Source organism: Modestobacter italicus, assembly GCF_019799965.1.
Classification (GTDB): Bacteria; Actinomycetota; Actinomycetes; order Mycobacteriales; family Geodermatophilaceae; genus Modestobacter; species Modestobacter italicus_A.
This window is the reverse complement of sequence record NZ_JABGCJ010000004.1, coordinates 1-26,960: the sequence shown is the minus strand read 5'-3', so window position 1 is coordinate 26,960 and position 26,960 is coordinate 1. Positions and strand designations below refer to the sequence as shown.

The 26,960-nt window shown below is 75.9% G+C and carries 28 protein-coding genes; 20 read left to right on the top strand and 8 right to left on the bottom strand.

Going from position 1 to position 26,960, the window contains the following annotated elements; genetic code table 11:
* Positions 1-26: 26 nt before the first annotated feature.
* The 13 genes from HLA93_RS10585 (at position 27) to HLA93_RS10525 (ending at position 12,718) form a co-directional block, all read left to right on the top strand.
* Positions 27-719 carry a redox-sensing transcriptional repressor Rex gene (locus tag HLA93_RS10585; RefSeq protein ID WP_222194364.1) on the top strand — a complete coding sequence of 231 codons (693 nt, stop codon included), beginning with the start codon at positions 27-29 and terminating at the stop codon, positions 717-719.
* Positions 716-2,122 (top strand): glutamyl-tRNA reductase, encoded by a 1,407-nt coding sequence (locus tag HLA93_RS10580; RefSeq protein ID WP_222194363.1) that lies wholly within the window; start codon positions 716-718, stop codon positions 2,120-2,122. The genes HLA93_RS10585 and HLA93_RS10580 overlap by 4 nt, the downstream gene beginning before the upstream one ends.
* Positions 2,119-3,057: a hydroxymethylbilane synthase gene (gene hemC / locus HLA93_RS10575; RefSeq protein ID WP_222194362.1), complete on the top strand. Its 939-nt coding sequence runs from the start codon at positions 2,119-2,121 to the stop codon at positions 3,055-3,057. The genes HLA93_RS10580 and hemC overlap by 4 nt, the downstream gene beginning before the upstream one ends.
* A gap of 115 nt (positions 3,058-3,172) precedes the next feature.
* Entirely contained in the window at positions 3,173-4,732 is a 1,560-nt protein-coding gene (locus tag HLA93_RS10570; protein ID WP_222194361.1) for a uroporphyrinogen-III synthase, read from the top strand.
* The gene (gene hemB / locus HLA93_RS10565) at positions 4,729-5,727 is read left to right on the top strand and encodes a porphobilinogen synthase (RefSeq protein WP_222194360.1); all 999 of its coding nucleotides are present in this window, start codon (positions 4,729-4,731) and stop codon (positions 5,725-5,727) included. Before HLA93_RS10570 ends, hemB begins: the two co-directional genes overlap by 4 nt.
* A 13-nt stretch (positions 5,728-5,740) precedes the next feature.
* Entirely contained in the window at positions 5,741-6,253 is a 513-nt protein-coding gene (locus HLA93_RS10560; protein WP_222194359.1) for a hypothetical protein, read from the top strand.
* A complete protein-coding gene (hemL, locus tag HLA93_RS10555; protein ID WP_222194358.1) occupies positions 6,250-7,617 on the top strand; it encodes a glutamate-1-semialdehyde 2,1-aminomutase in 1,368 nt (455 codons plus the stop codon). The genes HLA93_RS10560 and hemL overlap by 4 nt, the downstream gene beginning before the upstream one ends.
* Positions 7,614-8,249, top strand: a complete 636-nt coding sequence (locus HLA93_RS10550) for a histidine phosphatase family protein (protein ID WP_222194357.1) — start codon at positions 7,614-7,616, stop codon at positions 8,247-8,249. Before hemL ends, HLA93_RS10550 begins: the two co-directional genes overlap by 4 nt.
* Positions 8,242-8,817, top strand: coding sequence for a TlpA family protein disulfide reductase (locus tag HLA93_RS10545; protein WP_308128055.1), 576 nt, complete (start codon positions 8,242-8,244; stop codon positions 8,815-8,817). The genes HLA93_RS10550 and HLA93_RS10545 overlap by 8 nt, the downstream gene beginning before the upstream one ends.
* Before the next feature lie 3 nt (positions 8,818-8,820).
* A complete protein-coding gene (locus tag HLA93_RS10540) occupies positions 8,821-9,654 on the top strand; it encodes a cytochrome c biogenesis CcdA family protein (protein WP_222194356.1) in 834 nt (277 codons plus the stop codon).
* Complete coding sequence (resB, locus tag HLA93_RS10535; protein ID WP_222194355.1) at positions 9,651-11,273, top strand: cytochrome c biogenesis protein ResB; 1,623 nt, start codon at positions 9,651-9,653, stop codon at positions 11,271-11,273. Before HLA93_RS10540 ends, resB begins: the two co-directional genes overlap by 4 nt.
* Complete coding sequence (gene ccsB, locus HLA93_RS10530) at positions 11,270-12,241, top strand: c-type cytochrome biogenesis protein CcsB (protein WP_222194354.1); 972 nt, start codon at positions 11,270-11,272, stop codon at positions 12,239-12,241. Before resB ends, ccsB begins: the two co-directional genes overlap by 4 nt.
* Positions 12,242-12,376: 135 nt before the next feature.
* Positions 12,377-12,718, top strand: a complete 342-nt coding sequence (locus HLA93_RS10525) for a hypothetical protein (protein WP_222194353.1) — start codon at positions 12,377-12,379, stop codon at positions 12,716-12,718.
* Positions 12,719-12,889: 171 nt separating this feature from the next.
* Here HLA93_RS10525 and HLA93_RS10520 read toward each other — a convergent pair whose 3' ends face one another.
* The gene (locus HLA93_RS10520; RefSeq protein WP_308128054.1) at positions 12,890-13,147 is read right to left on the bottom strand and encodes a hypothetical protein; all 258 of its coding nucleotides are present in this window, start codon (positions 13,145-13,147) and stop codon (positions 12,890-12,892) included.
* A gap of 129 nt (positions 13,148-13,276) precedes the next feature.
* Here HLA93_RS10520 and HLA93_RS21515 point away from each other — a divergent pair, with 129 nt between their 5' ends.
* Both HLA93_RS21515 and HLA93_RS20930 read left to right on the top strand, forming a co-directional pair.
* Positions 13,277-13,705, top strand: coding sequence for an Lrp/AsnC family transcriptional regulator (locus HLA93_RS21515; RefSeq protein ID WP_222194352.1), 429 nt, complete (start codon positions 13,277-13,279; stop codon positions 13,703-13,705).
* Positions 13,698-14,036, top strand: a complete 339-nt coding sequence (locus tag HLA93_RS20930; RefSeq protein WP_222194351.1) for a DUF4229 domain-containing protein — start codon at positions 13,698-13,700, stop codon at positions 14,034-14,036. The genes HLA93_RS21515 and HLA93_RS20930 overlap by 8 nt, the downstream gene beginning before the upstream one ends.
* A 60-nt stretch (positions 14,037-14,096) precedes the next feature.
* On the opposite strand, the gene HLA93_RS10505 is transcribed toward HLA93_RS20930, so the two are convergent.
* The 4 genes from HLA93_RS10505 to HLA93_RS10490 are packed head-to-tail and all read right to left on the bottom strand — an operon-like array spanning position 14,097 to position 17,417.
* Positions 14,097-14,966 (bottom strand): 1,4-dihydroxy-2-naphthoate polyprenyltransferase, encoded by an 870-nt coding sequence (locus tag HLA93_RS10505; protein ID WP_222194350.1) that lies wholly within the window; start codon positions 14,964-14,966, stop codon positions 14,097-14,099.
* Positions 14,966-16,123, bottom strand: a complete 1,158-nt coding sequence (gene menE / locus HLA93_RS10500; RefSeq protein WP_308128053.1) for an o-succinylbenzoate--CoA ligase — start codon at positions 16,121-16,123, stop codon at positions 14,966-14,968. The genes HLA93_RS10505 and menE overlap by 1 nt, the downstream gene beginning before the upstream one ends.
* A gap of 48 nt (positions 16,124-16,171) precedes the next feature.
* On the bottom strand, positions 16,172-16,729 hold the full coding sequence (locus tag HLA93_RS10495; protein WP_222194349.1) for a hypothetical protein: 558 nt from the start codon (positions 16,727-16,729) through the stop codon (positions 16,172-16,174).
* On the bottom strand, positions 16,722-17,417 hold the full coding sequence (locus tag HLA93_RS10490; protein WP_222194348.1) for a CDP-alcohol phosphatidyltransferase family protein: 696 nt from the start codon (positions 17,415-17,417) through the stop codon (positions 16,722-16,724). The genes HLA93_RS10495 and HLA93_RS10490 overlap by 8 nt, the downstream gene beginning before the upstream one ends.
* Positions 17,418-17,532: 115 nt before the next feature.
* On the opposite strand from HLA93_RS10490, the gene HLA93_RS10485 reads away from it, so the two are divergent.
* Together HLA93_RS10485 and menD are read left to right on the top strand one after the other, a co-directional pair.
* Entirely contained in the window at positions 17,533-18,492 is a 960-nt protein-coding gene (locus HLA93_RS10485) for an o-succinylbenzoate synthase (RefSeq protein ID WP_308128052.1), read from the top strand.
* Positions 18,489-20,273, top strand: coding sequence for a 2-succinyl-5-enolpyruvyl-6-hydroxy-3-cyclohexene-1-carboxylic-acid synthase (menD, locus tag HLA93_RS10480; RefSeq protein WP_222194347.1), 1,785 nt, complete (start codon positions 18,489-18,491; stop codon positions 20,271-20,273). The genes HLA93_RS10485 and menD overlap by 4 nt, the downstream gene beginning before the upstream one ends.
* On the opposite strand, the gene HLA93_RS21510 is transcribed toward menD, so the two are convergent.
* Positions 20,270-22,948, bottom strand: a complete 2,679-nt coding sequence (locus tag HLA93_RS21510; protein WP_222194346.1) for a putative bifunctional diguanylate cyclase/phosphodiesterase — start codon at positions 22,946-22,948, stop codon at positions 20,270-20,272. The two genes, menD and HLA93_RS21510, sit on opposite strands and share 4 nt — an antisense overlap.
* 133 nt (positions 22,949-23,081) lie before the next feature.
* Positions 23,082-24,353 carry an isochorismate synthase gene (locus HLA93_RS10470; RefSeq protein ID WP_222194345.1) on the bottom strand — a complete coding sequence of 424 codons (1,272 nt, stop codon included), beginning with the start codon at positions 24,351-24,353 and terminating at the stop codon, positions 23,082-23,084.
* A gap of 38 nt (positions 24,354-24,391) precedes the next feature.
* Between HLA93_RS10470 and HLA93_RS10465 the strand changes: the two genes are divergently transcribed.
* The gene (locus tag HLA93_RS10465; RefSeq protein ID WP_222194344.1) at positions 24,392-25,108 is read left to right on the top strand and encodes a demethylmenaquinone methyltransferase; all 717 of its coding nucleotides are present in this window, start codon (positions 24,392-24,394) and stop codon (positions 25,106-25,108) included.
* Here HLA93_RS10465 and HLA93_RS10460 read toward each other — a convergent pair.
* The gene (locus tag HLA93_RS10460) at positions 25,105-25,974 is read right to left on the bottom strand and encodes an aminoglycoside phosphotransferase family protein (protein WP_222194343.1); all 870 of its coding nucleotides are present in this window, start codon (positions 25,972-25,974) and stop codon (positions 25,105-25,107) included. The two genes, HLA93_RS10465 and HLA93_RS10460, sit on opposite strands and share 4 nt — an antisense overlap.
* Before the next feature lie 72 nt (positions 25,975-26,046).
* On the opposite strand from HLA93_RS10460, the gene HLA93_RS10455 reads away from it, so the two are divergent.
* Together HLA93_RS10455 and HLA93_RS10450 are read left to right on the top strand one after the other, a co-directional pair.
* Positions 26,047-26,595 carry an AAA family ATPase gene (locus tag HLA93_RS10455; RefSeq protein ID WP_222194342.1) on the top strand — a complete coding sequence of 183 codons (549 nt, stop codon included), beginning with the start codon at positions 26,047-26,049 and terminating at the stop codon, positions 26,593-26,595.
* Positions 26,596-26,757: 162 nt separating this feature from the next.
* A partial coding sequence (locus HLA93_RS10450; protein ID WP_439957978.1) for a hypothetical protein occupies positions 26,758-26,960 on the top strand: 203 nt, incomplete at its 3' end.

Sequence of the window (26,960 nt, the reverse complement as noted above, 5' to 3'; positions counted from 1 at the left end):
CGGTCGGATCGCTGTGGAGTCTGCCCGTGCCCGAGTCGCGGCCCCGGATCATCCCGGAGGCCACCGTCGCCCGGCTGGCCGTGTACCTGCGGGTGCTGGCCGGCCTCGCCGACGGCGGTCGCAGTCACGTCTCCTCCGGGGAGCTGGCCTCCGCGGCCGGGGTGAACCCCGCCGGCCTGCGCAAGGACCTGTCCTACCTGGGTCCGTGCGGGGTGCGCGGCGTCGGGTACTCCGTCGCGGGCCTGCGGGACCGGCTGACCGAGGCACTCGGCGGGGAGCGTTCCCGGGCCTGCGTGCTGGTCGGCATCGGCCGGCTGGGGTCGGCGCTGGCCGACTACAGCGGGTTCGCCAGCCGTGGCTTCCAGTTCGTCGGCCTGCTCGACACCGACCCGGCCACGGTCGGGCACCAGGTGGGCGGGCTGACCGTCCGCCCGGTGGCCGAGCTGGAGGGCCTCGTCGCCGAGACGCAGGCGACCATCGGGGTCATCACGACACCGGCCGACGTGGCCCAGACGGTCTGTGACCGCCTGGTCGCGGCCGGGGTGAGGAGCATCTTGAACTTCGCGCCGGTGGCGTTGTCGGTCCCCGCCGGGGTCGACGTCCGGAAGGTGGACCTCTCCGTGGAGCTGCAGGTGCTGGCGTTCCTGGACCAGCAGCGGGACGGCGCCCCGCCGGTGCTCGCCCCGGTGCGGGCCACTGCCCAGGGGGGTGTCCGATGAGCCTGCTCGCCGTCGGCATCAGCCACCAGACCGCACCGGTGTCCCTGCTCGAGCAGGTGAGCATGACCGGTGACGACAAGGTCAAGACGCTGCACGAGCTGGTCGACAGCGACCACGTCAGCGAGGCCATCGTGCTGGCCACCTGCAACCGCATCGAGGTCTTCGCCGAGGTCGACCGTTTCCACGGCGGGGTCACCGACGTCAGCCGGGTGCTCGCCCGGCACGCCGGGGCCACGGTGGAGGAGCTCTCCCCGTACGTCACCGTCTACTACGAGGACCAGGCGATCGGGCACCTGTGCACCGTCGCCGCGGGCCTGGACTCGATGGTCGTGGGCGAGACCCAGGTGCTCGGCCAGCTCCGGGCGGCCTACGCGCTGGCCCAGGATGAGGGCACGGTCGGCCGCGAGCTGCACCCGATCGCCCAGCGGGCGCTGCGGGTCGGCAAGCGGGTGCACGCCGAGACCGGCATCGACCGGGCCGGGGCGTCCCTGGTCTCGGTCGCACTGGACCGGGTGACCGAGACACTCGGTGAGCTGTCCGGCCGCCCCGTGCTGGTCGTCGGCGCCGGGTCGATGGGCGCGCTCGCCGCGACCACGCTGGCCCGGCGTGGTGCCGCGGTCACGGTCAGCAGCCGGACGCCGGCCAGCGCCGCCCGGCTCGCCGAGGCCATCGGCGGCCGGCAGGCCGACCTGGAGCAGCTGCCGCGGGAGCTCGCCGCGGCCGACGTGCTGGTCACCTGCACCGGCGCCACCGGCACGGTCATCGGCACCGACGTGGTCAGTGCCGCGCTGGCCGCCCGCGACGGCCGGCCGCTGGCGATCGTGGACCTCGCGCTGCCCCGGGACGTCGACCCGGGCGTCGCCGCGCTGCCCGGCGTGCACGTGGTCGACCTGGCGATGCTGCAGGGTGAGCGCGCCGCGCACCCCGGCCGGCCGGTCGAGGGCTCGGTGGCCGCCGACGACATCGCGGCCGCGCACGCCCTGGTCGAGCTGGAGACCTCCCTGCTGCGGGCGGAGCGGCAGGCCGCCGCGGTGGCCCCCACCGTCTCCGCGCTGCGCAGCCAGGCCGCCGAGGTGGTCGACGCCGAGCTGCTGCGGCTGTCCACCCGGCTGCCGGACCTGGACGCCAAGGCCCGCAGCGAGATCGCCCGCACCGTGCGCCGGGTGGTGGACAAGCTGCTGCACGAGCCCACCGTGCGGGTCAAGGAGCTGGCCGCTGCCCCCGGCGGCACCGACTACGCCGACGCCCTGCGCGCCCTCTTCGGCCTCGGCCTGGACGGCGACCGGGCCACTCTCTCCGACGCCGTGACCGTCGACCCGCAGCTGCCGGCCGGTACGCCGCTGTCGGCGCTCGACCCGCGGATCGACGCCTCCCGCGACGGTCGCGCCGGCGGTGCCACGTGACCGCCGCGCAGGCCCCGTTGCGGCTGGGCACCCGGGCCAGCCAGCTGGCGCTCACCCAGTCCCAGCACGTCGCCGACGCGCTCACCGCGGCCAGCGGCGTGTCCGTGGAGCTGGTGCACGTCAGCACCTTCGGCGACCGCTCGACCGAGGCGATCAGCCAGCTCGGCGGCACCGGCGTCTTCGTCAGTGCCCTACGCGACGCGCTCAACGCGCACACCGTCGACCTGGCCGTGCACAGCTTCAAGGACCTCCCGACCGCGGCCGCTCCGGGGCTCACGATCGCCGCCGTCCCGCCGCGGCAGGACCCGCGCGACGTGCTGGTGGCCCGCGACGGCCTGACCCTCGGCGAGCTGCCCCCCGGCTCCCGGGTGGGCACCGGCGCACCGCGCCGGATGGCGCAGCTGCGGGCCCTCGGGCTCGGGCTGGACGTCGTGCCGATCCGCGGCAACGTGGACACCCGGATGGGCAAGGTCACCTCCGGTGAGCTGGACGCCGTCGTGCTGGCCCGGGCCGGGCTGGCCCGGCTGGACCGGATGGCGGCGGTCACCGAGGTGCTCGACCCGATCCAGGTGCTCCCGGCCCCCGCCCAGGGCGCGCTCGCCGTCGAGTGCCGCACCGACGACGCCCGGGTCCGGGACCTGCTGGCCGCCCTCGACGACCCGTCCGCGCGCGCCTGCGTCGCCGCCGAGCGTTCGGTGCTCGCCGCGCTGGAGGCCGGCTGCAGTGCTCCGGTGGCCGCGCACGCCGAGCTGGCCGAGGGCGAGGACGGCACCGCCGAGCTGTACCTGCGCGCCTCGGTCACCGCGATCGACGGCAGCGACGGCGTCCGGGGCTCGGCCACCGGGCCCGCCGTCGAGGCCGAGGCGCTGGGCCGCCGGCTCGCCGAGGAGCTGCTCGACCGCGGCGCCGCCACCCTGATGGCGCTGGGCCGATGAACTCCGTTGGGCCGATGAGCGCCCCCCCAGCGGCCGGCGCCCGGTGCGCCGCCCGCCCCACTCGTCCCGTACCACCCGCAGCGACCCCCACTCGGGGCAGGAACAGGAGCACGCGATGACGCGCTCACGCAAGCAGAACGGCAACGGGAAGGGCACGGTCGTCTTCGTCGGCGCCGGGCCCGGTGACCCGGAGCTGCTGACCGCCCGGGCCAGCGCCGCGATCGCCGGCGCCGACACGGTGCTGGCCGACCCGGACGTCTCCGCCGCCGTGCGCGAGGCGCTGCAGGAGGCCCACCCGGACCTGGAGCTGACCACCGTCAGCGGCGAGCCGACCGACGTCGCCAAGGGTGCGGTCGCCGCGGCCAAGAACGGCAACGTCGTCGTCCGGCTGATCGCCGGTGACCCCTTCACCAGCGACGCCGTGGTGAAGGAGGCGCTGGCCGTCACCCGCACCAGCGTGCCGTTCGACGTCGTCCCCGGCGTCGCCGTCGGCACCGCCGTGCCGGCCTACGCCGGGGTGCCGCTGGGCGCCGGTTCGGTGCACGCCGACCTGCGCCCGGTCGACGCCGCCGTCGACCTGGCGGCGCTGGCCGCCGCCGCGACCGGCACCGGCAGCCCGCTGGTGCTGCAGGCCGACGCCGAGCAGCTGGCCGGCACGGCGGCCGGCCTGATCGAGGGTGGCCTGTCCGGCAGCACGCCGGTGCTGGTCACCACCGAGGGCACCGGGACGGCGCAGAAGAGCGTCGCCGCCAAGCTCTCCGCGGTCGCCGAGAAGAGCGCCGGGCTGGACTCCCTGAGCGGGGCGGTCGTGGTCACCGTGGGCTCGGCCGTCGACAAGCGCGCCAAGCTCTCCTGGTGGGAGAGCCGGCCGCTGTTCGGCTGGCGGGTGCTGGTTCCGCGCACCAAGGAGCAGGCCGGCGACATGAGCGAGCGGCTGCGCGCCTACGGCGCCGTGCCGGTCGAGGTGCCGACCATCGCCGTGGAGCCCCCGCGCAGCCCGGCCCAGATGGACCGCGCCGTGAAGGGCCTGGTCACCGGTCGCTACGGCTGGATCGTCTTCACCTCCACCAACGCCGTCCGCGCGGTGCGGGAGAAGTTCACCGAGCTCGGCCTGGACGCGCGCGCCTTCGCCGGGGTCAAGGTCGCCTGCGTCGGGCAGCAGACCGCCGACGCGGTGCGTGAGTTCGGCATCGTGCCCGAGCTGGTGCCCAGCGGCGAGCAGTCCAGCGAGGGCCTGCTGGCCGACTTCCCGCCCTACGACGACGTGTTCGACCCGATCGACCGGGTGCTGCTGCCCCGCGCCGACATCGCCACCGAGACCCTCGCCGCGGGCCTCAAGGAGCGCGGCTGGGAGATCGACGACGTCACCGCCTACCGCACCGTCCGGGCGGCGCCGCCGCCGGCCGCGGTGCGCGAGGCGATCAAGGGGGGTGGCTTCGACGCCGTCTGCTTCACCTCGTCCTCCACGGTGCGCAACCTGGTCGGCATCGCCGGCAAGCCGCACGCCCGCACCGTCGTCTCGGTGATCGGCCCGGCCACCGCGGCCAGCGCCACCGAGTTCGGCCTGCGGGTCGACGTCCAGCCGGAGACGGCGGCCGTCGGGCCGCTGGTCGACGCGCTGGCGGAGTTCGCCCAGGCCCGGCGGGCCGAGGCGGAGGCCGGGGAGTCCAAGTGACCTCCGGCCAGGGTGGGGCGAACCCGGGCTTCGCCCGGGGCCGCCGGCTGCGGTCGACCTCGGCGATGCGCCGGTGGACGGCGCAGACCCGGGTCGCGCCGGCCGACCTGGTCCTGCCGGTGTTCGTCAAGCAGGACATCGCCGAGCCGGTGCCGATCACCTCGATGCCCGGTGTCGTCCAGCACACCCTGGACTCGCTGCGGAAGGCCGCCGCCGAGGCGGCCGAGGCGGGGATCAGCGGGCTGATGCTGTTCGGCATCCCGGCGGAGAAGGACGCCGTCGGCTCGCAGGCCGACGCCGCTGACGGGATCGTCAACGTCGCCCTGCAGCAGCTGCGCGCCGACCTCGGCGACGAGCTGGTGCTGATGGCCGACCTGTGCCTGTGCGAGTACACCGATCACGGGCACTGCGGCGTCGTCACCCCCGCGGGGGTCGTGGACAACGACCCGACGCTGGACCGCTACGCCGCCGTGGCGATCGCCCAGGCCCAGGCCGGGGCGCACGTGATCGCCCCCAGCGGGATGATGGACGGCCAGGTGGCGGCGATCCGTGCCGGGCTGGACAGCGCCGCGTTCACCGAGACGCCGATCCTGGCCTACGCCGCCAAGTACGCCTCCGGCTTCTACGGCCCCTTCCGCGAGGCGGCCGAGGGGGCGCCGCAGTTCGGTGACCGCTCGACCTACCAGATGGACCCGCCGAACACCGACGAGGCGCTGCGCGAGGTCGCCCAGGACCTCGCCGAGGGCGCCGACGCGGTGATGGTCAAGCCGGCCGGGCCCTACCTGGACATCGTCGCCCGGGTCGCCGACGCCGTCGACGTCCCGGTCAGCGCCTACCAGGTCAGCGGCGAGTACGCGATGGTGGAGGCGGCCGCGGCGAACGGCTGGATCGACCGGGAGCGGGCGATCCTCGAGACGCTCACCGCGATCCGCCGGGCGGGCGCGGGCTCGGTGCTCACCTACTGGGCGGTCGAGGCCGCCCGCTGGCTGCGCTGAGCAGCTCCCGCTGATGGACGACGAGCTCCCGGGCGGCGTGCGCTTCGCCGAGCCCGGGGGCTCGTGGCGGCCGTTCTGGCTGACCGCGGCCGTCCTCGCGGTGCTGGCCGCGGGGGTGCTCGTCCTCGGTGTGCCGGCCCTGGTGGTCGGCGCCCTCGTGGTGCTCGTGCTGGGCCTGGTGGCCGCCGGCTGCCTGGCGGCCCGCCGGGCGTGGACCGTCCGGGTGGAGGGGCGCGGCCCCGACGCGGTCCTGCGCGTCGGCCGGGAGCGGCTGCCGCTCACCGAGGTGGACGCCGGGCACCTGCGCGCGGTCCGGGGCGGCGCGGCCGGTGTGGACGCCGGTGCCCCCGTGCTCGGCGGCGGCTGGTCGCTGCCGCGGGGCCGCGCCGGGCTGCCGCTGCGGCGCACCGACGGGACGACGGTGCTCGTCCCGACCCGGGCGCCGGCGCAGCTGAGCGAGGCGCTGCTCACAGCCCACCCCGCGGGCGGCGCGGACACAGGCAGGCCTGGGAGAGTGGCACCGTGACTGAGCCCTACCCGTACGAGGCCCCGGTGTCGGCAGAGCTGTTCGAACGGGCCGGCCGGGTGACACCGGGCGGGGTCAACTCGCCGGTGCGGGCGTTCCGCGCCGTCGGGGGCACCCCACGGTTCATGGCCTCGGGGTCCGGCCCGTGGCTGACCGACGCCGACGGCCGCCGCTACGTGGACCTGGTCGCCTCCTGGGGACCGATGATCCTGGGCCACGCGCACCCCGAGGTGGTCGCCGCCGTCACCGCCGCGGCCCGCAACGGGTTCACCTTCGGCACGCCCACCGCCGCCGAGGCCGAGCTGGCCGAGGAGATCGCCGGCCGGGTGGCCCCGGTCGAGCGGGTCCGGCTGGTCAACTCCGGCACCGAGGCGGTCCTGTCGGCGGTGCGGCTGGCCCGTGGGTACACCGGGCGTCCGCTGATCGTGAAGTTCGCCGGCTGCTACCACGGCCACGTCGACGCGCTGCTGGCCTCGGCCGGGTCGGGTGTGGCCACGCTCGGGCTGCCGGACACCCCCGGCGTCACCACCGGGGCGGCCGCGGACACGATCGTGCTGCCCTACAACGACGTCGCCGCGGTCGAGGCGGTGTTCGCCGAACGCGGTGACCAGATCGCCTGCGTGGTCACCGAGGCCGCGCCGGGCAACATGGGCGTCGTCCCGCCGCTGGACGGCTTCAACGGCCAGCTCCGCCGGATCACCGCCGCGCACGGCGCGCTGCTGCTGGTCGACGAGGTGATGACCGGCTTCCGGGTGTCCGCCGCCGGCTGGTACGGCCTGGACCCGGTGGACGCCGACCTGTTCACCTTCGGCAAGGTCATGGGCGGTGGCATGCCGGCCGCGGCCTTCGGCGGCCGCGCCGAGGTGATGGACCAGCTGGCCCCGGCCGGCCCGGTCTACCAAGCAGGCACGCTCGCCGGGAACCCGGTCGCCGTCGCCGCCGGGCTGACCACCCTGCGGTTGTGCACCGAGGACGTCTACGCGCACTGCGACCAGGTCGCCGCCACGCTGCGCGGTGCGGCCAGCGCGGCGCTGTTCTCCGCCGGGGTGCCGCACCGGGTGCAGCAGGCCGGGTCGATGTTCTCGGTGTTCTTCGTGCCCGACGAGCGGCAGGTCCGCGACTACGCCGACGCCCGCACCCAGGACGTCGCGGCGCACACCGCCTTCTTCCACGCCATGCTCGCCCGTGGGGTGTACCTGCCGCCCTCGGCGTTCGAGGCGTGGTTCGTCAGCGCCGCGCTGGACGACGAGGCGGTGGAGCACGTGCTCGCCGCGCTGCCCGCCGCGGCACAGGCCGCCGCGGCCGCCGCCGGTGGCTCCGCGCCGTCCCCGGTCTCCACCGACGCCCAGGAGCTCCAGCCGTGACCGAGACGACCGTCGTCCACCTGATGCGGCACGGCGAGGTGCACAACCCCGCCGGCGTGCTCTACGGCCGGCTGCCCGGCTACCGGCTGAGCGAGGCCGGCGAGGGCATGGCCCGCACCGCGGCCGCCTGGTTCGCCGACCGGGACGTCACGCACCTGGTGGCCAGCCCGCTGGAGCGCGCCCAGCAGACCGCGCGGCCGATCGCCGACACGCTGGGCCTGGAGATCGCCACCGACGAGCGGCTGATCGAGGCGGGCAACTCCTTCGAGGGCAAGACCTTCGGCGTCGGTGACGGGGCGCTGCGCCACCCGGCCAACTGGTGGCGGCTGCGCAACCCGTGGACGCCGTCCTGGGGCGAGCCGTACCGCGAGATCGCCGCCCGGATGCTCGGGGCGATCACCACCGCCCGGGACGCCGCCCGCGGGCACGCCGCCGTCTGCGTGAGCCACCAGCTGCCGATCTGGACGGTGCGGCTGCACCTGGAGGGCCGCCGCTACCTGCACGACCCGCGCCGGCGTGAGTGCGGCCTGGCCAGCGTCACCTCGCTCACCTACGACGGCGACCGGCTGGTGCGGATCGGCTACGCGGAGCCGGCCGGCGCGACCGACCCCGACGCGGTGCCCGGTGCGTAGCCGGCTGGCCGCGGCGCTGGGCACCGCGGCACTGCTGGTCACCGGGTGCTCCACCGGCGGCGACGCGGTGGACGTGAACAACGGCGGCGAGTTCCGCTTCGTCGCGGCGACCCCGGACGGCGAGGTGATCCCCGAGGCCGAGCGGGAGAGCGCGCCGCAGTTCTCCGGCACGCTGCTCGGCGGTGGGGACTACGACTCCGGTGAGCTGGCCGGCAACGTGGCGGTGCTGAACTTCTGGGGTTCCTGGTGCGCGCCCTGCCGGGTGGAGTCGCCGGAGTTCCAGGAGGTCTACGCCGACGTGCAGGACGACGGTGTCCAGTTCCTCGGCCTGAACGTCAAGGACAGCGAGCAGCTGGCCCAGGCCTTCCTGGACAGCAAGGCGATCACCTTCCCCTCGCTCCACGACCCGCGCGGTGAGGTGGCGCTGGCCTTCCGCGACTACCCGGCCAACGCCATCCCCTCGACGATCGTGCTGGACCGGGACAGCCGGGTCGCGGCGGTGTACACCGGTGAGGTGCGCCAGGACGACCTGCGATCGGTGATCGCCGCGCTCACCGAGGAGGCCTGAGCCGTGGTCGACGCGATCAAGGAGCTGATCGGTGACGGCCCGCTGCTGGTCGCGGCCGCCGTCGCCGCGCTCGCCGGGCTGATCAGCTTCGCCTCGCCCTGCGTGCTGCCGCTGGTGCCCGGCTACCTGTCCTACGTCACCGGCCTGGTCGGCAGCGGCACCCGCGCGACCACCCCGGCTCCCGACGTCCCGGCCGCCGGCGGCGGGGCGAGCGTGGCCACCGCCGTCCGGCCGGTCGACGAGCGCGCGCCCCGCGGCCGGATGGTGCTCGGCGCATCGCTGTTCGTGCTCGGCTTCACCGTCGTGTTCGTGGCGATCAGCAGCGCCGTCGGTGGGCTGGGGCGGCTGTTGCTCGAGCACAACGACGTGATCACCCGGGCGATGGGCCTGGTCACCATCGTCGTCGGGCTCGGCTTCCTGGGCTGGTTGCCGTTCCTGCAGCGCACCGCCCGGCTCACTGCGCGGCCCGCGGTGGGCCTGGCCGGTGCCCCGCTGCTGGGCGTCGTCTTCGGCCTGGGCTGGACGCCGTGCCTGGGCCCGACGCTGGCCGCCGTGCAGAACCTGGCCTTCAGCGAGGCGACGGTGGGGCGCGGTGCGTTCCTGGGCCTCGCGTACTGCCTGGGCCTGGGCGTGCCGTTCGTGCTGGTCGCGCTGGGCGCCCGCTGGGCGGTCGGGGCGATGTCGTTCCTGCGCCGCAACGCCCGCGCGGTGACCCGGGTCGGCGGCTTCGTGCTCATCGGCGTCGGGCTGCTGCTGGTGACCGGTGCCTGGACCGAGATGATGCAGTGGCTGCGCTCCTGGATCGGCGCCTCGGGGCTGGGGGAGTCCTTCCTGTGACCACCACCGCGCCGCCCCGCCCGGCCGCGCCGCCCACTCCGCCGCCCCCGCCCTCACCCGGCCGCCGGGTGCTGGCCCGGCTGTTGCGCTGGTGGAGGCAGCTCACCGCGATGCGCACCGCCCTGGTGCTGCTCTTCCTGCTCGCCGTCGCGTCGATCCCGGGCTCGCTGCTGCCGCAGCGCTCGCTGTCCCAGAGCAACGTCACCCAGTACTTCGCCGACCACCCGACGCTGGCCCCGTGGCTGGACCGGCTGTTCCTGTTCGACGTGTTCAGCTCGCCCTGGTTCGCCGCGATCTACCTGCTGCTGTTCATCTCGCTGATCGGCTGCGTGCTGCCCCGCGCGCTCGAGCACGGGCGCTCGCTGACCGCGCCGCCGCCGGTGGCCCCCCGCCACCTGCACCGGCTGCCCGAGCACGCGGAGCTGCCCAGCGCGCTGGCCGGTCCGGCCGCGCTGGACGTGGTGGAGGAGGAGCTGCGGGTCCGCCGGTTCCGCGTCGCGCGCCGCGACGGCAGGTCCGGTCCCGAGGTCTCCGCGGAGAAGGGCTACCTGCGCGAGACCGGCAACGTGCTCTTCCACCTGTCCCTGCTGGCCCTGCTGCTGGGCCTGGCCGGCGGGAAGATGTGGGGCTACGAGGGCAGCATCCTGGTCACCGAGGGCCAGGGCTTCTGCAACGCCTTCCAGCAGTACGACACCTACTCCGCCGGCCCGCTGGTCGACAGCGCCGAGCTCTCCCCGCTCTGCGTCGACCTGGCCGACTTCCAGGCGGAGTACGAGGAGGACCTCACCGCGGCCTCCTACACCGCCGACCTCAGCTACGAGCTGGACGGCGGTGACCCGGTGGACACCACGATCGGCGTCAACGACCCGCTGCGGATCGACGGCGACCGGGTGTACGTCACCGGGCACGGCTACAGCCCGGAGTTCACCGTCACCCTGCCCGACGGGACGACGTTCTCCGACCTGTCCGCGCCGTTCCTCCCCGCCGACCAGGGCACCATGCTCAGCCAGGGCGTGCTGAAGCTCCCCGACCTGGGCGCGGGCCGCACCGACCAGCTGGCCATCGAGGGCTTCTTCGCACCCACCGGGGTGCTGCAGGCCGGGGTGGTCACCTCGGTCGACCCGCGACCGCTGGACCCGCAGGTCGGCATCATCGTCTACACCGGCTACCTGGGCCTGGACTCCGGTCTGGCGCAGTCGGTCTACTCGCTGGACCAGCGGCTGATCGACCGGGGCTCGCTGACCGAGCAGGCCCGGGCCAACCTCGTGGTGGGGGAGTCGCTGACGCTGCCCGACGGCACCGTGGTCACCTTCAGCGGCTACCAGCAGTTCGCCGCGCTGCAGGTGTCCCACGACCCCGGCCAGGTGTGGGTGCTCGGTGCGGCGATCGCCGTGCTGGTCGGGCTGCTGGGCATGCTGCTGGTGCGCCGCGAGCGGGTCTTCGCCCGCGTCGGCCCGGCGCCCGACGGCGGGGGTACCGTGCTGTCGATCGGCTCGCTGACCCGGGGCAGCGCCGACACCGGACCGCGGTTCACCGCGCTCACCGACGACCTGCGCACCGCCCTGGCGGCTCGCACTCCCGCATCCAGCCCGTCCGCCGAGGAGGCACCGCCGTCGTGATCGACGAGTCGCTGGCCACGCTGTCCGACACGTTCTTCTCCATCACCGTCGCGCTGTACTCCCTCGCGGTGGTCGCCTTCTGCGCCGAGCTGGCCTTCGGCCGCCCCGCGCGCAACCGCGAGCTCGTCGCTGCCGGGACCGGGGGGCTGGACGCGGCACCGGCCGGCGGCCCGGACGGCACCGCTGGGGAGCCCGCCCGCGCTCGCCGGCTGGGCCTGGTGGCGATGGTCCTCACCGGGCTGGGCGCGCTCACCCACACCGCGGTGCTGGTCTGCCGCGGGCTGGCGGCCGACCGGCTGCCCTGGGGCAACATGTACGAGTTCTCCACCGCGGTCGTGCTGGTCGCGGTCGTCGCCTACGGCGTGCTCGCCGTCCGGGCGCCGGCGCTGCGGCACATCGGTGTGTTCGTGCTCGGCCCCGTGGTGCTCGCGATGGTGCTCATCGGGCTGTTCCTCTACGTCGAGACCGGCCCGCTGGTCGCCGCGCTGCGCTCGTCCTGGCTGGCCGTGCACGTCAGCACCGCCACGCTGGGCTTCGGCATCTTCTTCGTCAGCGGCATCGCCAGCCTGCTGTACCTGCTGCGCTCCCGGCACGACGAGCGCGTCGCCACCGGGGAGGTCGCCGGCGGCTCCTCGCTGCTGGACCGGCTGCCCACGGCTGCGGCGCTGGACCGCACCGCACACCGCACCGCGGTGTTCGGCTTCCCGATCTGGACCTTCGCCGTCATCGCCGGGGCGATCTGGGCGGAGAGCGCCTGGGGCCGGTTCTGGGGCTGGGACCCGAAGGAGACCTGGGCCTTCATCGCCTGGGTCGTCTACGCCGCCTACCTGCACGCCCGGACGACGTCGGGGTGGCGCGGCCGCCCGTCGGCGTGGGTGAACGTGGTCGGGCTGGTCGTGATGATCTTCAACCTGCTGTTCGTCAACCTGGTCTCCACCGGGCTGCACAGCTACGGCGGGGTCAGCTGACCCGACCGGGCGACCCGCTCCGCTCACTCACGGTCACGTTCGGGTGAAACGGCACCGTGCGGTACGTCCTGAGTCCGCCCGCCGGTCGCGGATCGTGGCATCCTGGCCGCATGACTGAGCGCCGTGGGGATCACCGTGGGTAGGCACGCCGCCGACGACGGGGCCGGTGTGCACCCGCTCGTCGCCGCCGCGCTGCAGCAGCGGCCGACCGCCGACACGCCGGAGGAGCCGAGGCACCTCGCCGGTGCCCCCCGGGCGGCCGACGGGCAGCAGGGCGGCCTCGGCTGGCCGGGTGAACCGGGCGACGGCACCGGCCTCGGCTGGCCCGCCGGCACCGAGGGTGCCACCGACTCGGCGGCGGACCAGCCGGCCGACAGCGAGCCTCGTCCCGCTCGGCGCAAGCTCGGCTGGCGACGCCTCTTCGGCGGCGGCACCCCGGCGGCAGCCGACCCGGCGCAGGAGACCACCGCCGCGTAGTCGATGCGGAACAGCCGCCGCGTGCCTGGGCGGCTCCGCGCGGCACGACCAGCAGGCCACCGAGCCGGCACAGCGTGCGCACAGCAGGACCCCGAGACGCCACGAGCCGTCAGCCCACGCAGGGCTGACGGCTCGTCGTCCGTCGGGAGCGGCCCGTCAGGGGGCCGCAGGTCAGCTCAGGCTGCCGTCGTCCCGGCGCGTGCGCCGTTCGAGCTCGCGGAGGAACTCCGGGTCGTCGTCCGGCGCGACCGGCCGGGTGGGGCCCTGCCCACGGGGCGGGCGCGTCGGCCGCGGCGGGCGACCGGGCCGGTCGACACCCCCGGGACCGCCGCCTTGCGCGGACGCCGCCCGCATCACCAGCACGACCACGGCCACCGCGATCACCAGCATCACCAGGAAGACCATCAGGCCACCCCCCTCATCGCCCACCAATGTACGACCGCGGCGATACTCGGACCCGGTGATCTCGCCCCGCGGGGGCCGGACCCCGTCCCAGCGCCGCCTCGACCCGGCGTCGCGGGGCACCCGACACCAGGACCGGAGGCCGTCATCGACGCGGTGGACGAGCAGTTGATCAGCCTGCTGCGGGCCAACGGCCGGGCCAGCTACGCCGAGCTGGCGCGGCAGGTCGGGCTGTCGGCGCCCTCGGTGCACGAGCGGATCGGCAAGCTGGAGGCCGGCGGGGTCATCACCGGCTACCGCGCGGTCGTCGACCCGGCCGCGGTGGGGCTCGGGGTCACCGCCCTGGTCGGCGTGATCGAGAGCGACCAGGTCGACGACACCGGCCTCGAGGAGGCCCTGGGCGAGCTGCCCTCGGTCGAGGACTGCTGGCGGGTCGCCGGGAGCGAGGGCTACGTGCTCAAGGTCCGGGTCCCCGACATCCGGGCACTCGAGGACACCATCAGCGCGTTGAACCGGATCAGAGGGGTGGCGCGCACCCGCACCACCGTCGTCCTCTCGACCAAGTGGGAGGGCCGTCGTGGCTGAGCAGGACAGCACACCGCAGAGCAACGCGACTGGGGCCAACGCGACCGGGGCCACCGCGCCCGCGGGCGCGGCGTCGGGCGAGCCGAAGGTGGTGCAGTGGCTGCTGCTCTACACCCTGGGCCGACTGGCCATCGCCGCCGCGCTGATCGCGCTGCTGTGGGTGCTCGGGCTGCCCGGCACCCCCGGCTTCCTGTTCGGCGTGCTGCTGGCGATGCCGGTCTCCTACCTGGCCCTCGGCCGGGTGCGCCAGCAGCTGACCAACGCCCTGGTGCTCCGCGCCCAGCGCAAGGAGGCGCTGCGCGCCGAACTCCGCGGCACCGACCCCGACTGACGGCCCCGCCGCAGAGGCCCGCCGCGCGCCTGCGAGCGGTGGGGGCAGCGGGGGCCCTCGTCAGCTCAGGGCGAGGCCCAGGCCGAGCAGCACGCCGGTGGCCAGGGTGAGCTGACCGGTGGCCTTGAGCGCGCCGATAAGCACCGGGCCCCGGCCACCGCCGAGGACGGTGCGCACCGGCGGCACCGCCAGCGGGGCCGCCAGCAGCCCGAGCAGCGCCCAGGGCCGGGTGACCCCGATGGCGACCACGACGGCGAAGGCGACGACCAGCAGCCCGGTGTAGGCCAGCCGGGTGCGGGCCTCGCCGAGCAGCACCGCCAGGGTGCGCTTGCCGACGGCGGCGTCCCCGTGCACGTCGCGCAGGTTGTTGACCACCAGCAGCGCCACCGAGCACAGCCCGATCGGCACCGCGGCGGCGAACGCCAGCCCGTCCAGCGACTCGGTCTGGGCGAACGTCGTCCCGACCACGGCGACCAGGCCGAAGAAGACGAAGACGAAGACCTCGCCCAGCGCCCGGTAGCCGTAGGGGATCGGCCCGCCGGTGTAGGTCCAGGCGGCCAGGATGCTCACCGCGCCCACCGCGACCAGCCACCAGCTGGACACCGCCGCCAGCGCCAGCCCCGCCAGGCCCGCCACCGCGAAGGACAGCAGCGCCGCGACCAGCACCTGCCGCGGACTGGCCGCCCCCGAGCCGACCAGCCGCATCGGGCCGACCCGGTCGGCGTCGGTGCCGCGCTTGCCGTCGGAGTAGTCGTTGGCGTAGTTCACCGCGACCTGCAGCGACAGGGCGACGACCAGCGCGAGCAGCGCCGGCAGCAGCCGGAAGCCGTCGAGCGCGGCAGCGGCGCCGGTCCCGACGAGCACCGGGGCGAGCGCGGCGGGCAGCGTGCGGGGGCGCGCCCCCTCCAGCCACTGGGCGGGGGTGGCCATCAGTCGGTTCCCTTCGGCGTGCGTTCGATGATCTGGGCCGCGACCGCCCGGCGGTCGGGCTTGCCGGTGTGCAGGGTCGGGACGGCGTCGACGAACACCAGCTCCCGGGGCGCGGAGGCAGCCCCGAGGCGGGCGGCCACCCACGGCCGCAGCTCGGCCAGCTCGGGCACCGCGCCGGGGGCGGCGACGACCGCCGCCACCACCCGCTGACCCCACTCCGGGTCGGGCAGGCCGGTGACCACCGCGTCGGCGACCGTGGGGTGCTCGCGCAGCACCGCCTCGACCGCCTGCGGGGCGACGTTGACCCCGCCGCTGATCAGCACGTCGTCCAGCCGGCCGTGCACGGTGAGCCGGTCGCCGTCCAGCGAGCCGGCGTCGCGGGTGCGGAACCAGCCGTCGACGAACGCGGCGGCGGTGCCGGCCGGGTCGCGGCGGTAGCCGTGCGCCAGCACCGGGCCGGCCAGCTCGACGCCCTCGGCCACCCGCACGGCGACCCCGGCCAGGGGCACGCCGTCGTAGACGCAGCCGCCGGCGGTCTCGCTCATCCCGTAGGTGGTGCGCACCTGCACCCCGGCGGCCCGGGCGTCGGCCAGCAGGCCCGGGTCGGTGGCGGCGCCGCCGACCAGCACGCCGTCGAACGACGCCAGCACCTCCGGCTCGTCGGTGAGGTACCGGCGCAGCTGGGTGGGCACCAGCGCGGTGTACCGGCGGTCGCCGCCCGGCAGCCGGGCGACGGCGTCGGCCAGCGTCGATCCCCGGGTGAGGACGACGGGCTCCCGGCCGGCCAGCGCGCTGCGCACCAGGACCTGCAGCCCGCCGATCGCCGAGGTGGGCAGCGCCAGCAGCCAGCTGCCCGGCCCGCCCAGCCGGTCGAGGGTGGCGGTCGCCGAGGCCCGCAGCGCGGTGGCGGAGAGCAGCACGCCCTTGCCCGTCCCGGTCGACCCGGAGGTCACCACGACCAGGTCGGTGCCGGGCTCCAGTGGGTCGTCCGGTGCCAGCACGGCGCGGGCGGCGTCGGCCGGGCCGCTGCCGGCGGGCAGCACGGCCAACGGTGCACCGCCGTCCAGGGCGTGGCGCAGCGCCGGCCAGACGGTGGTCAGCACCGCCGCGGCCGCCTCGGGCGGCGGCGCGGCCACGAGGGTCAGCTGCCGGTGCACGAGGAGTCAGGCTACGGCGGCCGGTGCTCGGAACAGGCCGGGCACTGCTCAGAAGAGGTCGGGCACCAGGGCCAGGACGACGAAGCGGATGGTGCGCCCCGCCAGGCAGGTGACGACGAAGGCCCGCAGGCTCATCTTCGAGGTGCCGGCGTAGAAGGCGATCGCCAGCAGCGGCGGGATGCCGACCGACCCGCTGAGCAGCACGACGCCGGGCCCCGAGCGGCCGGACAGCAGCCGGATGCCGACGGCGTTGACCCGCTTGAGCCACCGGCCCACCGGCCGCAGCGCCCGCTTCACCGGCCCGCCCGGTGGGGCCTCGCCGGCCTCCTCGGCGGCGGCGATCTCCGCGGCCTCCTTCGCGCCACGGTCGCGCAACTTCTGCGACCACCTCGAGGTGGCCGCCCCGCGGGCGGCGGTGAAGAGCACGACCTTGCCCACGGTCTGGCCGATCGCCGCGGCGACGGCGCCGGCGACCGCCACGGGAGGGGACTCGGCGACCGCCAGGCCGATCACGTAGGCCTCGACCGGCAGGAACGGGGTGACGGCGGAGACCGCGCCGACCACCAGGCCGAGCGCGATCAGGCCGATCGTGCCGGCGTCAAGCACTGGTGGCGGCGCCCTGCGGCACGTGCGGGGTGTCCTGGGGGACCTGCAGGCGCAGCACCCGGCCCAGCGACCAGATCTTGACCACCAGCACGGTCGAGGCGGCGACCAGGGCCACCCACTGGTGGTCGGGCAGCACGACCAGCAGGGTGATCAGCAGGGTGGTGTTGGTGACCTTCGCGACCACGTGCCAGTTGAGCGTGTACGAGAGCCGGTCGATCAGGAAGAAGTAGTTCGGCGAGAGCACCGGCCAGCGCATCGGCAGCAGGGTCAACGGCAGGTCGACCACCACGAACTGGAACAGGAACACCGCGATCGGCCAGGGGGCGTCGACGAACTGGAGGAACACGACCGCGCAGCTCACGCAGTTGATCCGGTCGCAGACGACGTCGAACACGGCGCCGAAGCGGGTCTCCTGGTCCCGCCAGCGGGCGATGTTGCCGTCCGCGGAGTCGCCGATCCAATAGGTGAGGTAGCCGGCCAGCAGCCAGGGCCAGGAGTGCTGGACGGCGGCGGTGGCCACCAGTGCCAGCGAGGCGACCGTGCGGACGACGGTGACGGCGTTGGCAGCGTTGAGCAGCTGCCGCGGGTCCTCGCAGCCGCACCCGCGGACGCCGCAGCGCACTGGCAGCCCGGGACCGCGCGGGGTGCGGTCGGCGGGGACGGTCCGTGGAGCCGTCGAGTGGGCCACGGGGACCTCCGGGTTCTCGGGCGCCGGACGGCGCGGACTGCACGCTAGGCGGCGCCCGGTCGGTGCACCAGCAGCGTGGCCGGGTGTTCGCCGGACCGCGCCTAGGCTGTCATCCGTGGTCACCGCCCCGTCCGACGCCGCCGGCCCGCTGGCAGCGCACGTCTGGTCGGTGCCGATGCGCACCCGCTTCCGCGGCCTGGACGTGCGCGACGGCGTGCTGGTGCAGGGTCCCGCCGGCTGGGGGGAGTTCTCTCCCTTCTGGGACTACGACGTCGACGAGAGCCGCCGCTGGTGGCGCAGCGCGCACGAGGCCGCCGTCCTCGGCTGGCCCGACCCGGTGCGGGCGGCGGTGCCGGTGAACGTGACGGTGCCGGCGGTGGGGCCGCAGCAGGCGCACGCGATCGTGACGGCCTCGGGCTGCCGCACCGCGAAGGTGAAGGTCGCCGAGCCGGGGCAGTCCGAGGCCGAGGACGAGGCGCGGGTCGAGGCGGTCCGGGACGCGCTCGGGCCCGACGGTGCGATCCGGGTCGACGCGAACACCGCCTGGGACGTCGACACCGCCGTCCGCCGGATCACGGCCCTCGACCGGGTGGGCCTGGAGTACGTCGAGCAGCCCTGCGCGACCGTCGAGGAGCTGGTCGCGGTGCGCCGGCGGGTCGACGTCCGGATCGCTGCCGACGAGGTGGTCCGCCGCGCCGCCGACCCGCTCCGGGTCGACCTGCGGGGGGCCGCCGACGTGGTGGTGCTCAAGGTGCAGCCGCTCGGTGGGGTGCGGGCCGCCCTCGCGGTGGCCGAGGCGCACGGGCTGCCCTGCGTGGTCTCCTCGGCGCTGGAGAGCTCGGTCGGGATCGCCGCCGGGGTCGCGCTGGCCGCGGCGCTGCCGGAGCTGCCGTTCGCCTGCGGCCTGGCCACGGTGGCGCTGCTCACCGGCGACGTGACCAGCGAGCCGCTGCTGCCGGTCGACGGGGCCCTGCCGGTGGTGCGCCCGGTGCCCGACCGGCTGGCCGAGGTGCCCGCCGACCCAGACACCCAGCAGCGCTGGCGCACCCGGCTGGCGGCGGTGCAGGCCCGGTGAACCCGAGCACCGCCTTCGCCCGGGTGCTGGTCGACGAGCTGGTCCGCGGCGGCGTCACCGACGCGGTCGTCGCACCCGGCTCCCGCTCGGCGCCGGTCGCGCTGGCGCTCGCCGACGCCGAGGTGGCCGGCCGGCTGCGGCTGCACGTGCGGATCGACGAGCGGACGGCGTCCTTCCTGGCGCTGGGGCTGGCCAAGGCCACCGGCCGGCCGGTGCCGGTGCTCACCACCTCCGGGACGGCGACCGCGCACCTGCACGCGGCCGTGCTGGAGGCGCACGAGAGCGGCGTGCCGCTGCTCGCGCTGACCGCCGACCGGCCGCCGGAGCTGCGCGCCACCGGTGCGAACCAGACGATCGACCAGGTCGGCCTCTACGGCGGCGCGGTGCGCTGGGCGCTGGACGTCGGGGTGCCCGAGCCCGGCCGGGAGGCCGCGCAGAACCGCTACTGGCGCTCGGTGGTGGCCAAGGCGCTGCTGATCGCCCGCGGCGAGCTCTCCGGTGACCCGGGCCCGGTGCACCTGAACCTGGCGCTGCGCGAGCCGCTGATGCCCGACGACACCGCGCCCGGCGCCCGGCCGGCGCTGCCCGCGGGGGAGTTCGCCGGCCGGCCGGGCGGGGCGCCGTGGACCGGAGCCGTCCCCGACGGCGGCGGGCTGCGGCGGGCGCCGCTGACCGGCGTCGACCCGGCCGGTGGCGTCCGCACCCTGCTGGTCGCCGGGGATGCGCCGTCGGCGGTCGGCCGGGCCGCGGCCGTCGTCGCCGACCAGCGCGGCTGGCCGGTGCTGGCCGAGCCGAGCAGCGGCGCCTGGGGTGCCGCCGGTGCGCTCCGCGGACCGGCGCTGCTGCTGGGCGCGGCTGACTGGCTGGCCGCGCACCGCCCGGACCGGGTCGTGGTCGTCGGCCGGCCCACCCTCTCCCGGCCGGTCAACGCACTCCTGGGCGATCCGGCGGTGACCGTGGAGACCTACGGGCCGACCCCGCGCTGGGCCGACCCGGGGCGGGGCAGCACCGTGGTCGGCAGCGCCCAGCTCGACCCGGGGCTGGCGCTGCGCGAGGTGGGTCCGCGACCGGCCGCCGGTTCTGTGGCCGGGGGCTGGGCCGCGGCTTGGGCGGATGCGGCCGCGCGGGTGGGGCGAGCGGTGGACGCCGAGCTCGACGAGCACGTCGGCCGCGGGCTGACCGCGGCCCGGCTGGCCCGCGACCTGGTCGCCACGCTGCCCGCCGGGGCGCTGCTGGTGCTCGGCTCCTCCACCCCGGTGCGCGACGTCGACCGGCTCGCCGTCCCCCGCCCGGGGCTGACCGTGCTGGCCAACCGGGGCGTCGCCGGGATCGACGGCACGATCTCCACCGCGGTCGGTGCGGCGCTGGCCCACCAGGGCGCCGGCGGTGGCCCGGCGTTCGCGCTGATGGGCGACCTGACGTTCCTGCACGACCTGACCGGGCTGCTGCCCGGGTCCGGTGAACCGCGCCCGGACCTCACGATCGTCGTGCCGGACAACGACGGGGGTGGCATCTTCGCCCAGCTGGAGCCGGGGCAGCCGCAGTACGCGGCCTCCTACCAGCGGGTGTTCGGCACGCCGCACGGCCGCGACCTGGTGGCGGTGGCCCGCTCGCTGGGCTGGGCGGCGACCGCGGTGAGCGACGCCGCGCAGCTGGTGGCCGCCCTCGGCGCGGGTGGGCCGCGGGTGGTCGTCGTCCGCACCGACGCCGCGGCCGAGGCAGCGCTCGCGGTGCGGCTGCGCGCCGCCGCCGCGGAGGCGCTCGCGGCCTCGCAGCCCTAGCTCTGGGCCAGCGGGCGCGGGCCGGTCGCCGGGGTCGCCTGGGACAGGAGCAGCAGCTCGGCCTCCGCGGCCTCCAGCGGCTTGGCGAACAGCCAGCCCTGGGCCAGGTCGCAGCGCTCGGCGCGCAGCAGGTCGCGCTGGGTGCCGGTCTCCACGCCCTCGGCGACGACCTCCAGCCCCAGCGTCCGGCCCAGCTGGACCAGGCCGTGCACGATCGCCGCGTCGGCGCCGGCCTCGTCGAGCAGGCTGACGAACGACCGGTCGATCTTGAGCACGTCCACGTCGAACTGGCGCAGGTAGCTCAGCGACGAGTAGCCGGTGCCGAAGTCGTCCAGCGCCAGCCGGGTGCCCAGGGCACGCAGCTCCGCCAGCCGCTCGGCCACCGCGTCCGGGTCGGTGACCAGCGCCGTCTCGGTCACCTCCAGCACCAGCGAGGACGGCGCGATGCCGCTGCCGGTCAGCGCCTCGGCGACCTGGTGCACCAGCGTGCCGCCGGCCAGCTGGCGGGCGGAGACGTTCACCGCCATGGACAGCGGCGGCGACCCGGGGTGGGCGCGCTGCCACCGGGCGGCGGTGCGGGTGGCCTCGGCCAGCACCCAGCGGCCGATCGGCACGATGTGCCCGGAGTCCTCGGCGACCGGGACGAACCGGTCCGGCCCGATCGCGCCGAGCGTGGGGTGCTGCCAGCGCAGCAGCGCCTCGAACCCGACGACCCGCTCGGTCTGCAGGTCCACGACCGGCTGGTAGACCAGCCGCAGCTGCCCGGCCGCCAGCGCCCCGCCGAGCTCCCGCTCCAGCTCGATCCGTTCCAGGGCGGCGGCGCGCATCTCGGGGTCGAACACGACCCAGGTGGCGCGGCCGGCGGCCTTGGCCCGGTACATGGCGATGTCGGCGTCCCGGAACAGCGACAGCGGGGTCGCCTCGGGCTCGGCGGCCACGATGCCGATGCTCGCGCCCACGGTCACCCGGTGGCCGCCCAGGTCCACCGGCTCGCCGATCACCTGCAGCAGTCGTTCGGCCAGCGACGCGGCGGCGGGCAGCCCGCCCCGGGTGTCGTCGACGAGGACGGCGAACTCGTCGCCGCCCAGCCGGGACACGGTGTCCGCGGCCCGGACCACGCCGAGCAGCCGGCCGGCGACCGTCCGGAGCAGCTCGTCGCCGGCCAGGTGGCCGAGGCTGTCGTTGACGTCCTTGAACCCGTCGAGGTCCAGGCAGAGCACGATCGGCGCGGTGCCGTTGCGGCCGGCCCGGCGCAGCGCCTGCTCGGTGTGGTCCAGGAACAGCGAGCGGTTGGCCAGCCCGGTCAGGCCGTCGTAGAAGGCCTGGTGGGCCAGCTCCTGCTCGGCCTCCTTGCGGCCGGTGATGTCGTAGACGCCGACCACGATCCCGCCGACGTCCGGGTCGGTGAGCAGGTCCACCGCCCGGCCGCCCAGCCACACCACCCCGCCGCGGGGGTGCCCACCGCGCAGCTCCAGCTCCACCGGCTCACCCGGGACCGAGCAGGCCCGGTCCAGCACGGCGCGCACGTCGGCCGGGTCGATGCCCAGCCCACCCAGCAGATCGGGCAGCGAGCACCCGGCCGACGCCGGCCGGCCGAGCAGGTCGGTGAGCGTGGTGGAGTCGGCGGTGAGCCGGCCCGCGACGTCGACGACCACCACCGCGTCCGAGGAGTTGACGGCCAGCGCCTCGTAGCGCCGGGCCTGGGAGTCGACCTCGGCCCGGGCCCGGGCGCTGTCGGAGAGCAGCCGCTGGGCGCGGACGACCATGAGCACGGTCAGCGAGCAGGTGGCCAGCAGGCCGGGGACCGGGTCGATGTCGGCGCCGCTGAGCCACGCCCGGAACTCGAAGGCGCCGGGCACCAGCAGCGGCAGGAAGGCCAGCGTCATCCGGACCCGCCCGACGACCGCGTCCGAGGGCTCCCGGTGGCGCACCGCGGGGTCCGGCCGCGAGGCCCACGGCACGGCCGCCAGCAGCACCGCCCCGACCAGCCAGCCGGCGTCCAGCCAGCCGCTGACGGTCTCCGCGGAGGCCAGCAGCAGCCACGCCATGTCCGAGCCCAGCCAGGCCGCCGTGCCGAGGCCCAGCAGCAGGGCGGACCGGGTGAGCTGGGAGCGCAGCACCACCCCACGGACGACGAGCCCGAGGGCCACCGCGTCCAGCACCGGGTACGCCGCCCAGGCGATCTTGGTGGCCAGGGGCAGGGCGTCGTCGGCCAGGGTCGACTGCACCGAGCTCTGCCAGACGACGAGCAGGGCGACCACGAGCACGGCGGCGCCGTCGAGCAGCGAGTGGAAGCGGACGCGGTCGCTGGCGTCGTCGTCCCGGGCGTGCAGGGTCAGCGCGACGCCCAGCGCGACGTAGGACGCGAGGTAGGCCGGGTCGCCCAGCGACACGTCCGGCGCGCTGCCCACGACCCAGGACTGCACCTGCCAGACCACGTCGCCGACGGCGTTGAGGGTGACGGTGGCGGCGAACCAGCGGCCGGCGCGGCCGGCCGAGCGGCGCCGGACGCCGACCCAGGCGGCGACGGCGGCCCCGATGGTGAGGACCTGGTAGGTGACCGCGGCGAACGTCGTCCCGTCGGTCATGACGACCAGTGACACCAGGACGGCGGCGAGCAGCAGCCATGCAGCGGCGACGAGCCTGCCGCGGTGCTGCGCCGTCCAGCTGCCCATGTGCTGCGTCCCCCGGATCGATGATGCTGACCTGGAGCGTTTCGGAACATCGGCGCGCTGTCTTCACCTGACCGGGTCATCCGGCGGTCGGTGCCCCCCGTCCGGGGGAGACGGCTCAGTCCTGCAGTGCGGCTCAGTCCTCCAGTGCGGCCTGGAAGGCGGCGAGCTTGGCCTGGGTCTCGGCCAGCTCCGCGATCGGGTCGGAGCCGGCGACGATCCCGCACCCGGCGAACAGCCGGGCCTGCCGGCCGCCCTCCGCGCCGGTCAGCTCCGCGCAGCGCAGCGCCAGGCCGAACTCGCCGTCCCCGCGGGAGTCCAGCCAGCCGACCGGACCGGCGTACCGCCCGCGGTCCATCCCCTCCAGCTCGCCGATCACCCGGGCTGCCGTGGCCCGCGGGCTGCCGCAGACCGCGGCGGTCGGGTGCACGGCGCCGACCAGCTCGAGCAGCCCGGCGGCGTCGCCGTCCCGCTGCCGGCCGCGGACGTCGCTGGCCAGGTGCCGCACGTTGGGCAGCGTCAGCACCTCCGGCTGGGCGGGCACGACCAGCTCGTCGACGTACGGGCGGAGCGCGTCGGCCAGCGAGTCGACGGCGTAGGCGTGCTCGGCGTGGTCCTTGGCCGAGGCCTGCAGGTCGGCGGCCAGCCGGTCGTCCGCGGCGCCGGCGCCGCGGGGGGCGGTGCCGGCGAGCACCCGGGAGTCGATGTCGCGGCCGGTGCGCCGCAGCAGCAGCTCGGGGGTGGCGCCGAGCAGGCCGTCGACGGCGAAGGTCCAGGTGTCGGGGAAGCGCTCGGCCAGCCGGAGCAGCAGCCGGCGGGGGTCGAGCGGGCGGTCGGCGGTGACCAGCAGGTCGCGGGCGAGCACCACCTTGTCCAGCTCGCCGGCGCCGATCCGGGCGACCGCGGTGGCCACGGCCCCGCACCAGGCCATCGGGTCCAGGGCGCCGTCGGCGTAGGCCAGCCGGCCGATCGAGGTGGCGGCGTGCTGCGGCGAGGTCTCCACCACCGCGTGGTGGTCGTCGGCGTCCCCGGTGACGGTCACCCAGGTCTGCCCGTCGCGCCGGCCGACCACGACCTCCGGGACGACGAACACCGACGTCCCGGCCACGGTGTCGAAGGCGATGGAGCCGAACACCACCGGCCCGGAGCCGGGGACGCCCAGCGGGTCGTCGACGACGGTGCGGGCGCACCGGTCGGCCCACCAGGCGGCGGCCTCGGCCAGTGCGCCGGGCCCGGTGACCTCCAGCCGGTCGGCCTCGCCCCAGGCGACCAGGCCCTCGCCGCGGCGCACCCAGGCCAGCGCGCCGTCCCGGGGGAGGAGGGTGAGCAGCGGGGTACGGCGGGTGCCGAGCGGGGTGGTGGTGACGGCGGCCTTGCCAGCGGTGGTGCTGAGGGCTGCCGTGGTCACTGCTCCAGGGTAGGAGGGGCGCAGGTAGCGTCGCCGACGTGGCGACCGGTGGAGGACCTGAGACGGCGGGGGTGCGGGCCGGGCTGGACAAGCGGCCGGCCGAGGTCGCGGCGATGTTCGACCGGGTCGCCGGTCGGTACGACCTGACCAACACCGTGCTCTCCGGCGGCCTGGACGCCGGCTGGCGGCGGGCCACCCGCGAGGCGCTCGGCGCCCGTCCCGGCTCCACCGTGCTGGACGTCGCGGCCGGCACCGCCGTCTCCACCGTGGAGCTCGCCGCCGGCGGGGTGCACGCGATCGCCTGCGACTTCTCCCAGGGCATGCTGCGGGCCGGCGCCTCACGCCCGGTGCCCAAGGTCGCCGGGGACGCGATGGCGCTGCCGCTGGCCGACCAGAGCGTGGACGGCGTGGTCATCTCCTTCGGCCTGCGCAACGTGGCCGACCCGCAGGCGGCGCTGCGCGAGTTCGCCCGCGTGACCCGGCCCGGCGGGACGCTGGTGGTCTGCGAGTTCTCCAGCCCGGTGTGGCGGCCGTTCCGCACCGTCTACACCGAGTACCTGATGCGTGCGCTGCCGCAGATCGCCCGGGCGGTGAGCAGCAACCCCGAGGCCTACGTCTACCTGGCCGAGTCGATCCGGGCGTGGCCACCGCAGCCGGAGCTGGCGCGCTGGCTGCAGGGTGCCGGCTGGGGTGGCGTCGAGTGGCGTGACCTGACCGGTGGCGTCGTCGCGCTGCACCGCGGCACGCGTCTCTAGCCCTCGGTCAACACCGCCGCCAGAGTGGCGGCGGCCCCCCTCTGCTCGACCGCGTTCGTCCCGACCAGCCCGGCGCGCACGATCAGGGCCTTCCACAGTGCCCACCCGCGGCCGCGGGCCCAGGTGTCGTCGTCCAGGGCGAGGCCGGCGCGGAACGCCGCCCGGCTCTCGCCGCCGAACAGCGTCCAGGCGATCACCAGGTCACACGCCGGGTCGCCGACCCCGCAGGTGCCGAAGTCCAGCACGGCGGCCAGTCGCCCGTCGCGCACCAGCAGGTTGCCGGCCGCGACGTCGCCGTGGAACCAGCGCGGTGGCCGGTCCCAGGAGGTCGACAGGGCGTCGGCCCAGAGCGCGGCAGCGGCCGCCCCGTCGATCGCGTCGCCGAGCACCTCGATCGCCTCGCGGGTCTGCGCGTCGTACCCGGTGAGCGGTCCCCCGCGGAGCCAGCTCTGCGGTCCGGCCGGCGGGCCGCCGGTGGGGTCGACGTCCTGCAGGGCGGTGAGGAAGCCGGCGAGGTCGGCGGCGAACGTGACCGGGTCGGCCACCGGGGCGGCGGCCGCGTCCTCGCCGTCCAGCCAGCGGTACACCGACCACGGCCACGGGAAGCCGTCTCCCGGGGTGCCCTGGCCGAGCGGGACGGGGATCGGCAGTGGCAGGTGCGTGGCCAGTCGGGGCAGCCACTGCTGCTCCTTGCGCACCTGCGTGGCGTAGGGCTCCGCGCTGGGCAGCCGGACGAGCATCTCGGCGCCGAGCCGGAACGTGCGGTTGTCCCAGCCACCCGGCTCGACCGGCTCCACCGGCAGGCCGGCCCACGCGGGGAACTGGGCGGCGAGCAGGCGCCGGACCAGCGCGGCGTCGATGTCCACGCCGCCACGGTGCACGCTCACCCCGCTGCGCAGCCACCAGTTTCCGGGGGTCTGCTGACTACGCTCACCGCTGTGCCGAGACTGGTGCTGGTCAACGGGCCGCCGGGCATCGGCAAGTCCACACTCGCTCGTCGCTACCTCGATGACCACCCGCTCGCGCTGTCCCTGGACGTCGACGTGGTGCGGCGGCTGCTGGGGCGCTGGCAGGAGAACGCCGCGGAGTCCGGAGTGCTGGCCCGCAGAGTCGCCGTCGCCGCCATCTCCGAGCACGTGCGCGCCGGGTTCGACGTGGTGGTGCCCCAGTTCCTAGGTCGCGAGCCGTTCATCGAGGAACTGGAACGGACCGCGGCGGAGCTGGCGGTCCCCTTCGTGGAGGTCGTGTTGCTCGACTCTCGGGTCAACGCGATCGCTCGCTTCCACGCCCGTTCGTCCGACGCTGCGCTCGCCGCACATCATCGTGAGGCGGCGGCGATGGCGGGTGGTGACGCCGGGCTGGGAGCGATGTACGACCTCCTGACGGGTCTGCTCGAACGCCGGCCGCACGCACGCGTGGTCCGCACGACCGCGGGTGACGTCGACGGTGCGTACCGGGACCTGATCGCCGCGGTCGAGGCGGGCTGACTGCCGCCTCGACCAGCCGGAACTGTCGTACCCCGTCCGTAGGTTCGGGGTGTGTTCGAGGCCGGTGGGTTCGGGGTGGGGGTGACGGTGTCGCGTGCCCGCCGGTCGGTGCCTGACCCGGTGCCGCCGCTGCCGGCGGGGGTGAGGTGTCGGCGTAGCCGGTTGGCGGAGTTGCTGGAGCCGGCGGGTTTCTCCGATGCGGGTCTGGCGGGTGAGCTGGCGTCGATCGCGGATGTGCGGGCGCAGTTGGCCGCGTACGAGGCGGCGGTGGTCGCGGAGCTGGCGGCCCGTCGGCCGGTGGAGTCGGACCTGACCGAGGGTCAGCCCGGGCACGGGGTGGTGGGCTGGTTGCCCGAGCGTTCGCC

Bases quoted from the DNA above. Each gene is read 5' to 3' on its own strand.
- HLA93_RS10580 (WP_222194363.1), top strand. From the start codon at position 716: ATGAGCCTGCTCGCCGTCGGCATCAGCCACCAGACCGCACCGGTGTCC.
- HLA93_RS10505 (WP_222194350.1), bottom strand. From the start codon at position 14,966: ATGGCCACCCCCGCCCAGTGGCTGGAGGGGGCGCGCCCCCGCACGCTG.
- HLA93_RS21510 (WP_222194346.1), bottom strand. From the start codon at position 22,948: ATGGGCAGCTGGACGGCGCAGCACCGCGGCAGGCTCGTCGCCGCTGCA.
- HLA93_RS10560 (WP_222194359.1), top strand. From the start codon at position 5,741: ATGGACGACGAGCTCCCGGGCGGCGTGCGCTTCGCCGAGCCCGGGGGC.
- HLA93_RS10570 (WP_222194361.1), top strand. From the start codon at position 3,173: ATGACGCGCTCACGCAAGCAGAACGGCAACGGGAAGGGCACGGTCGTC.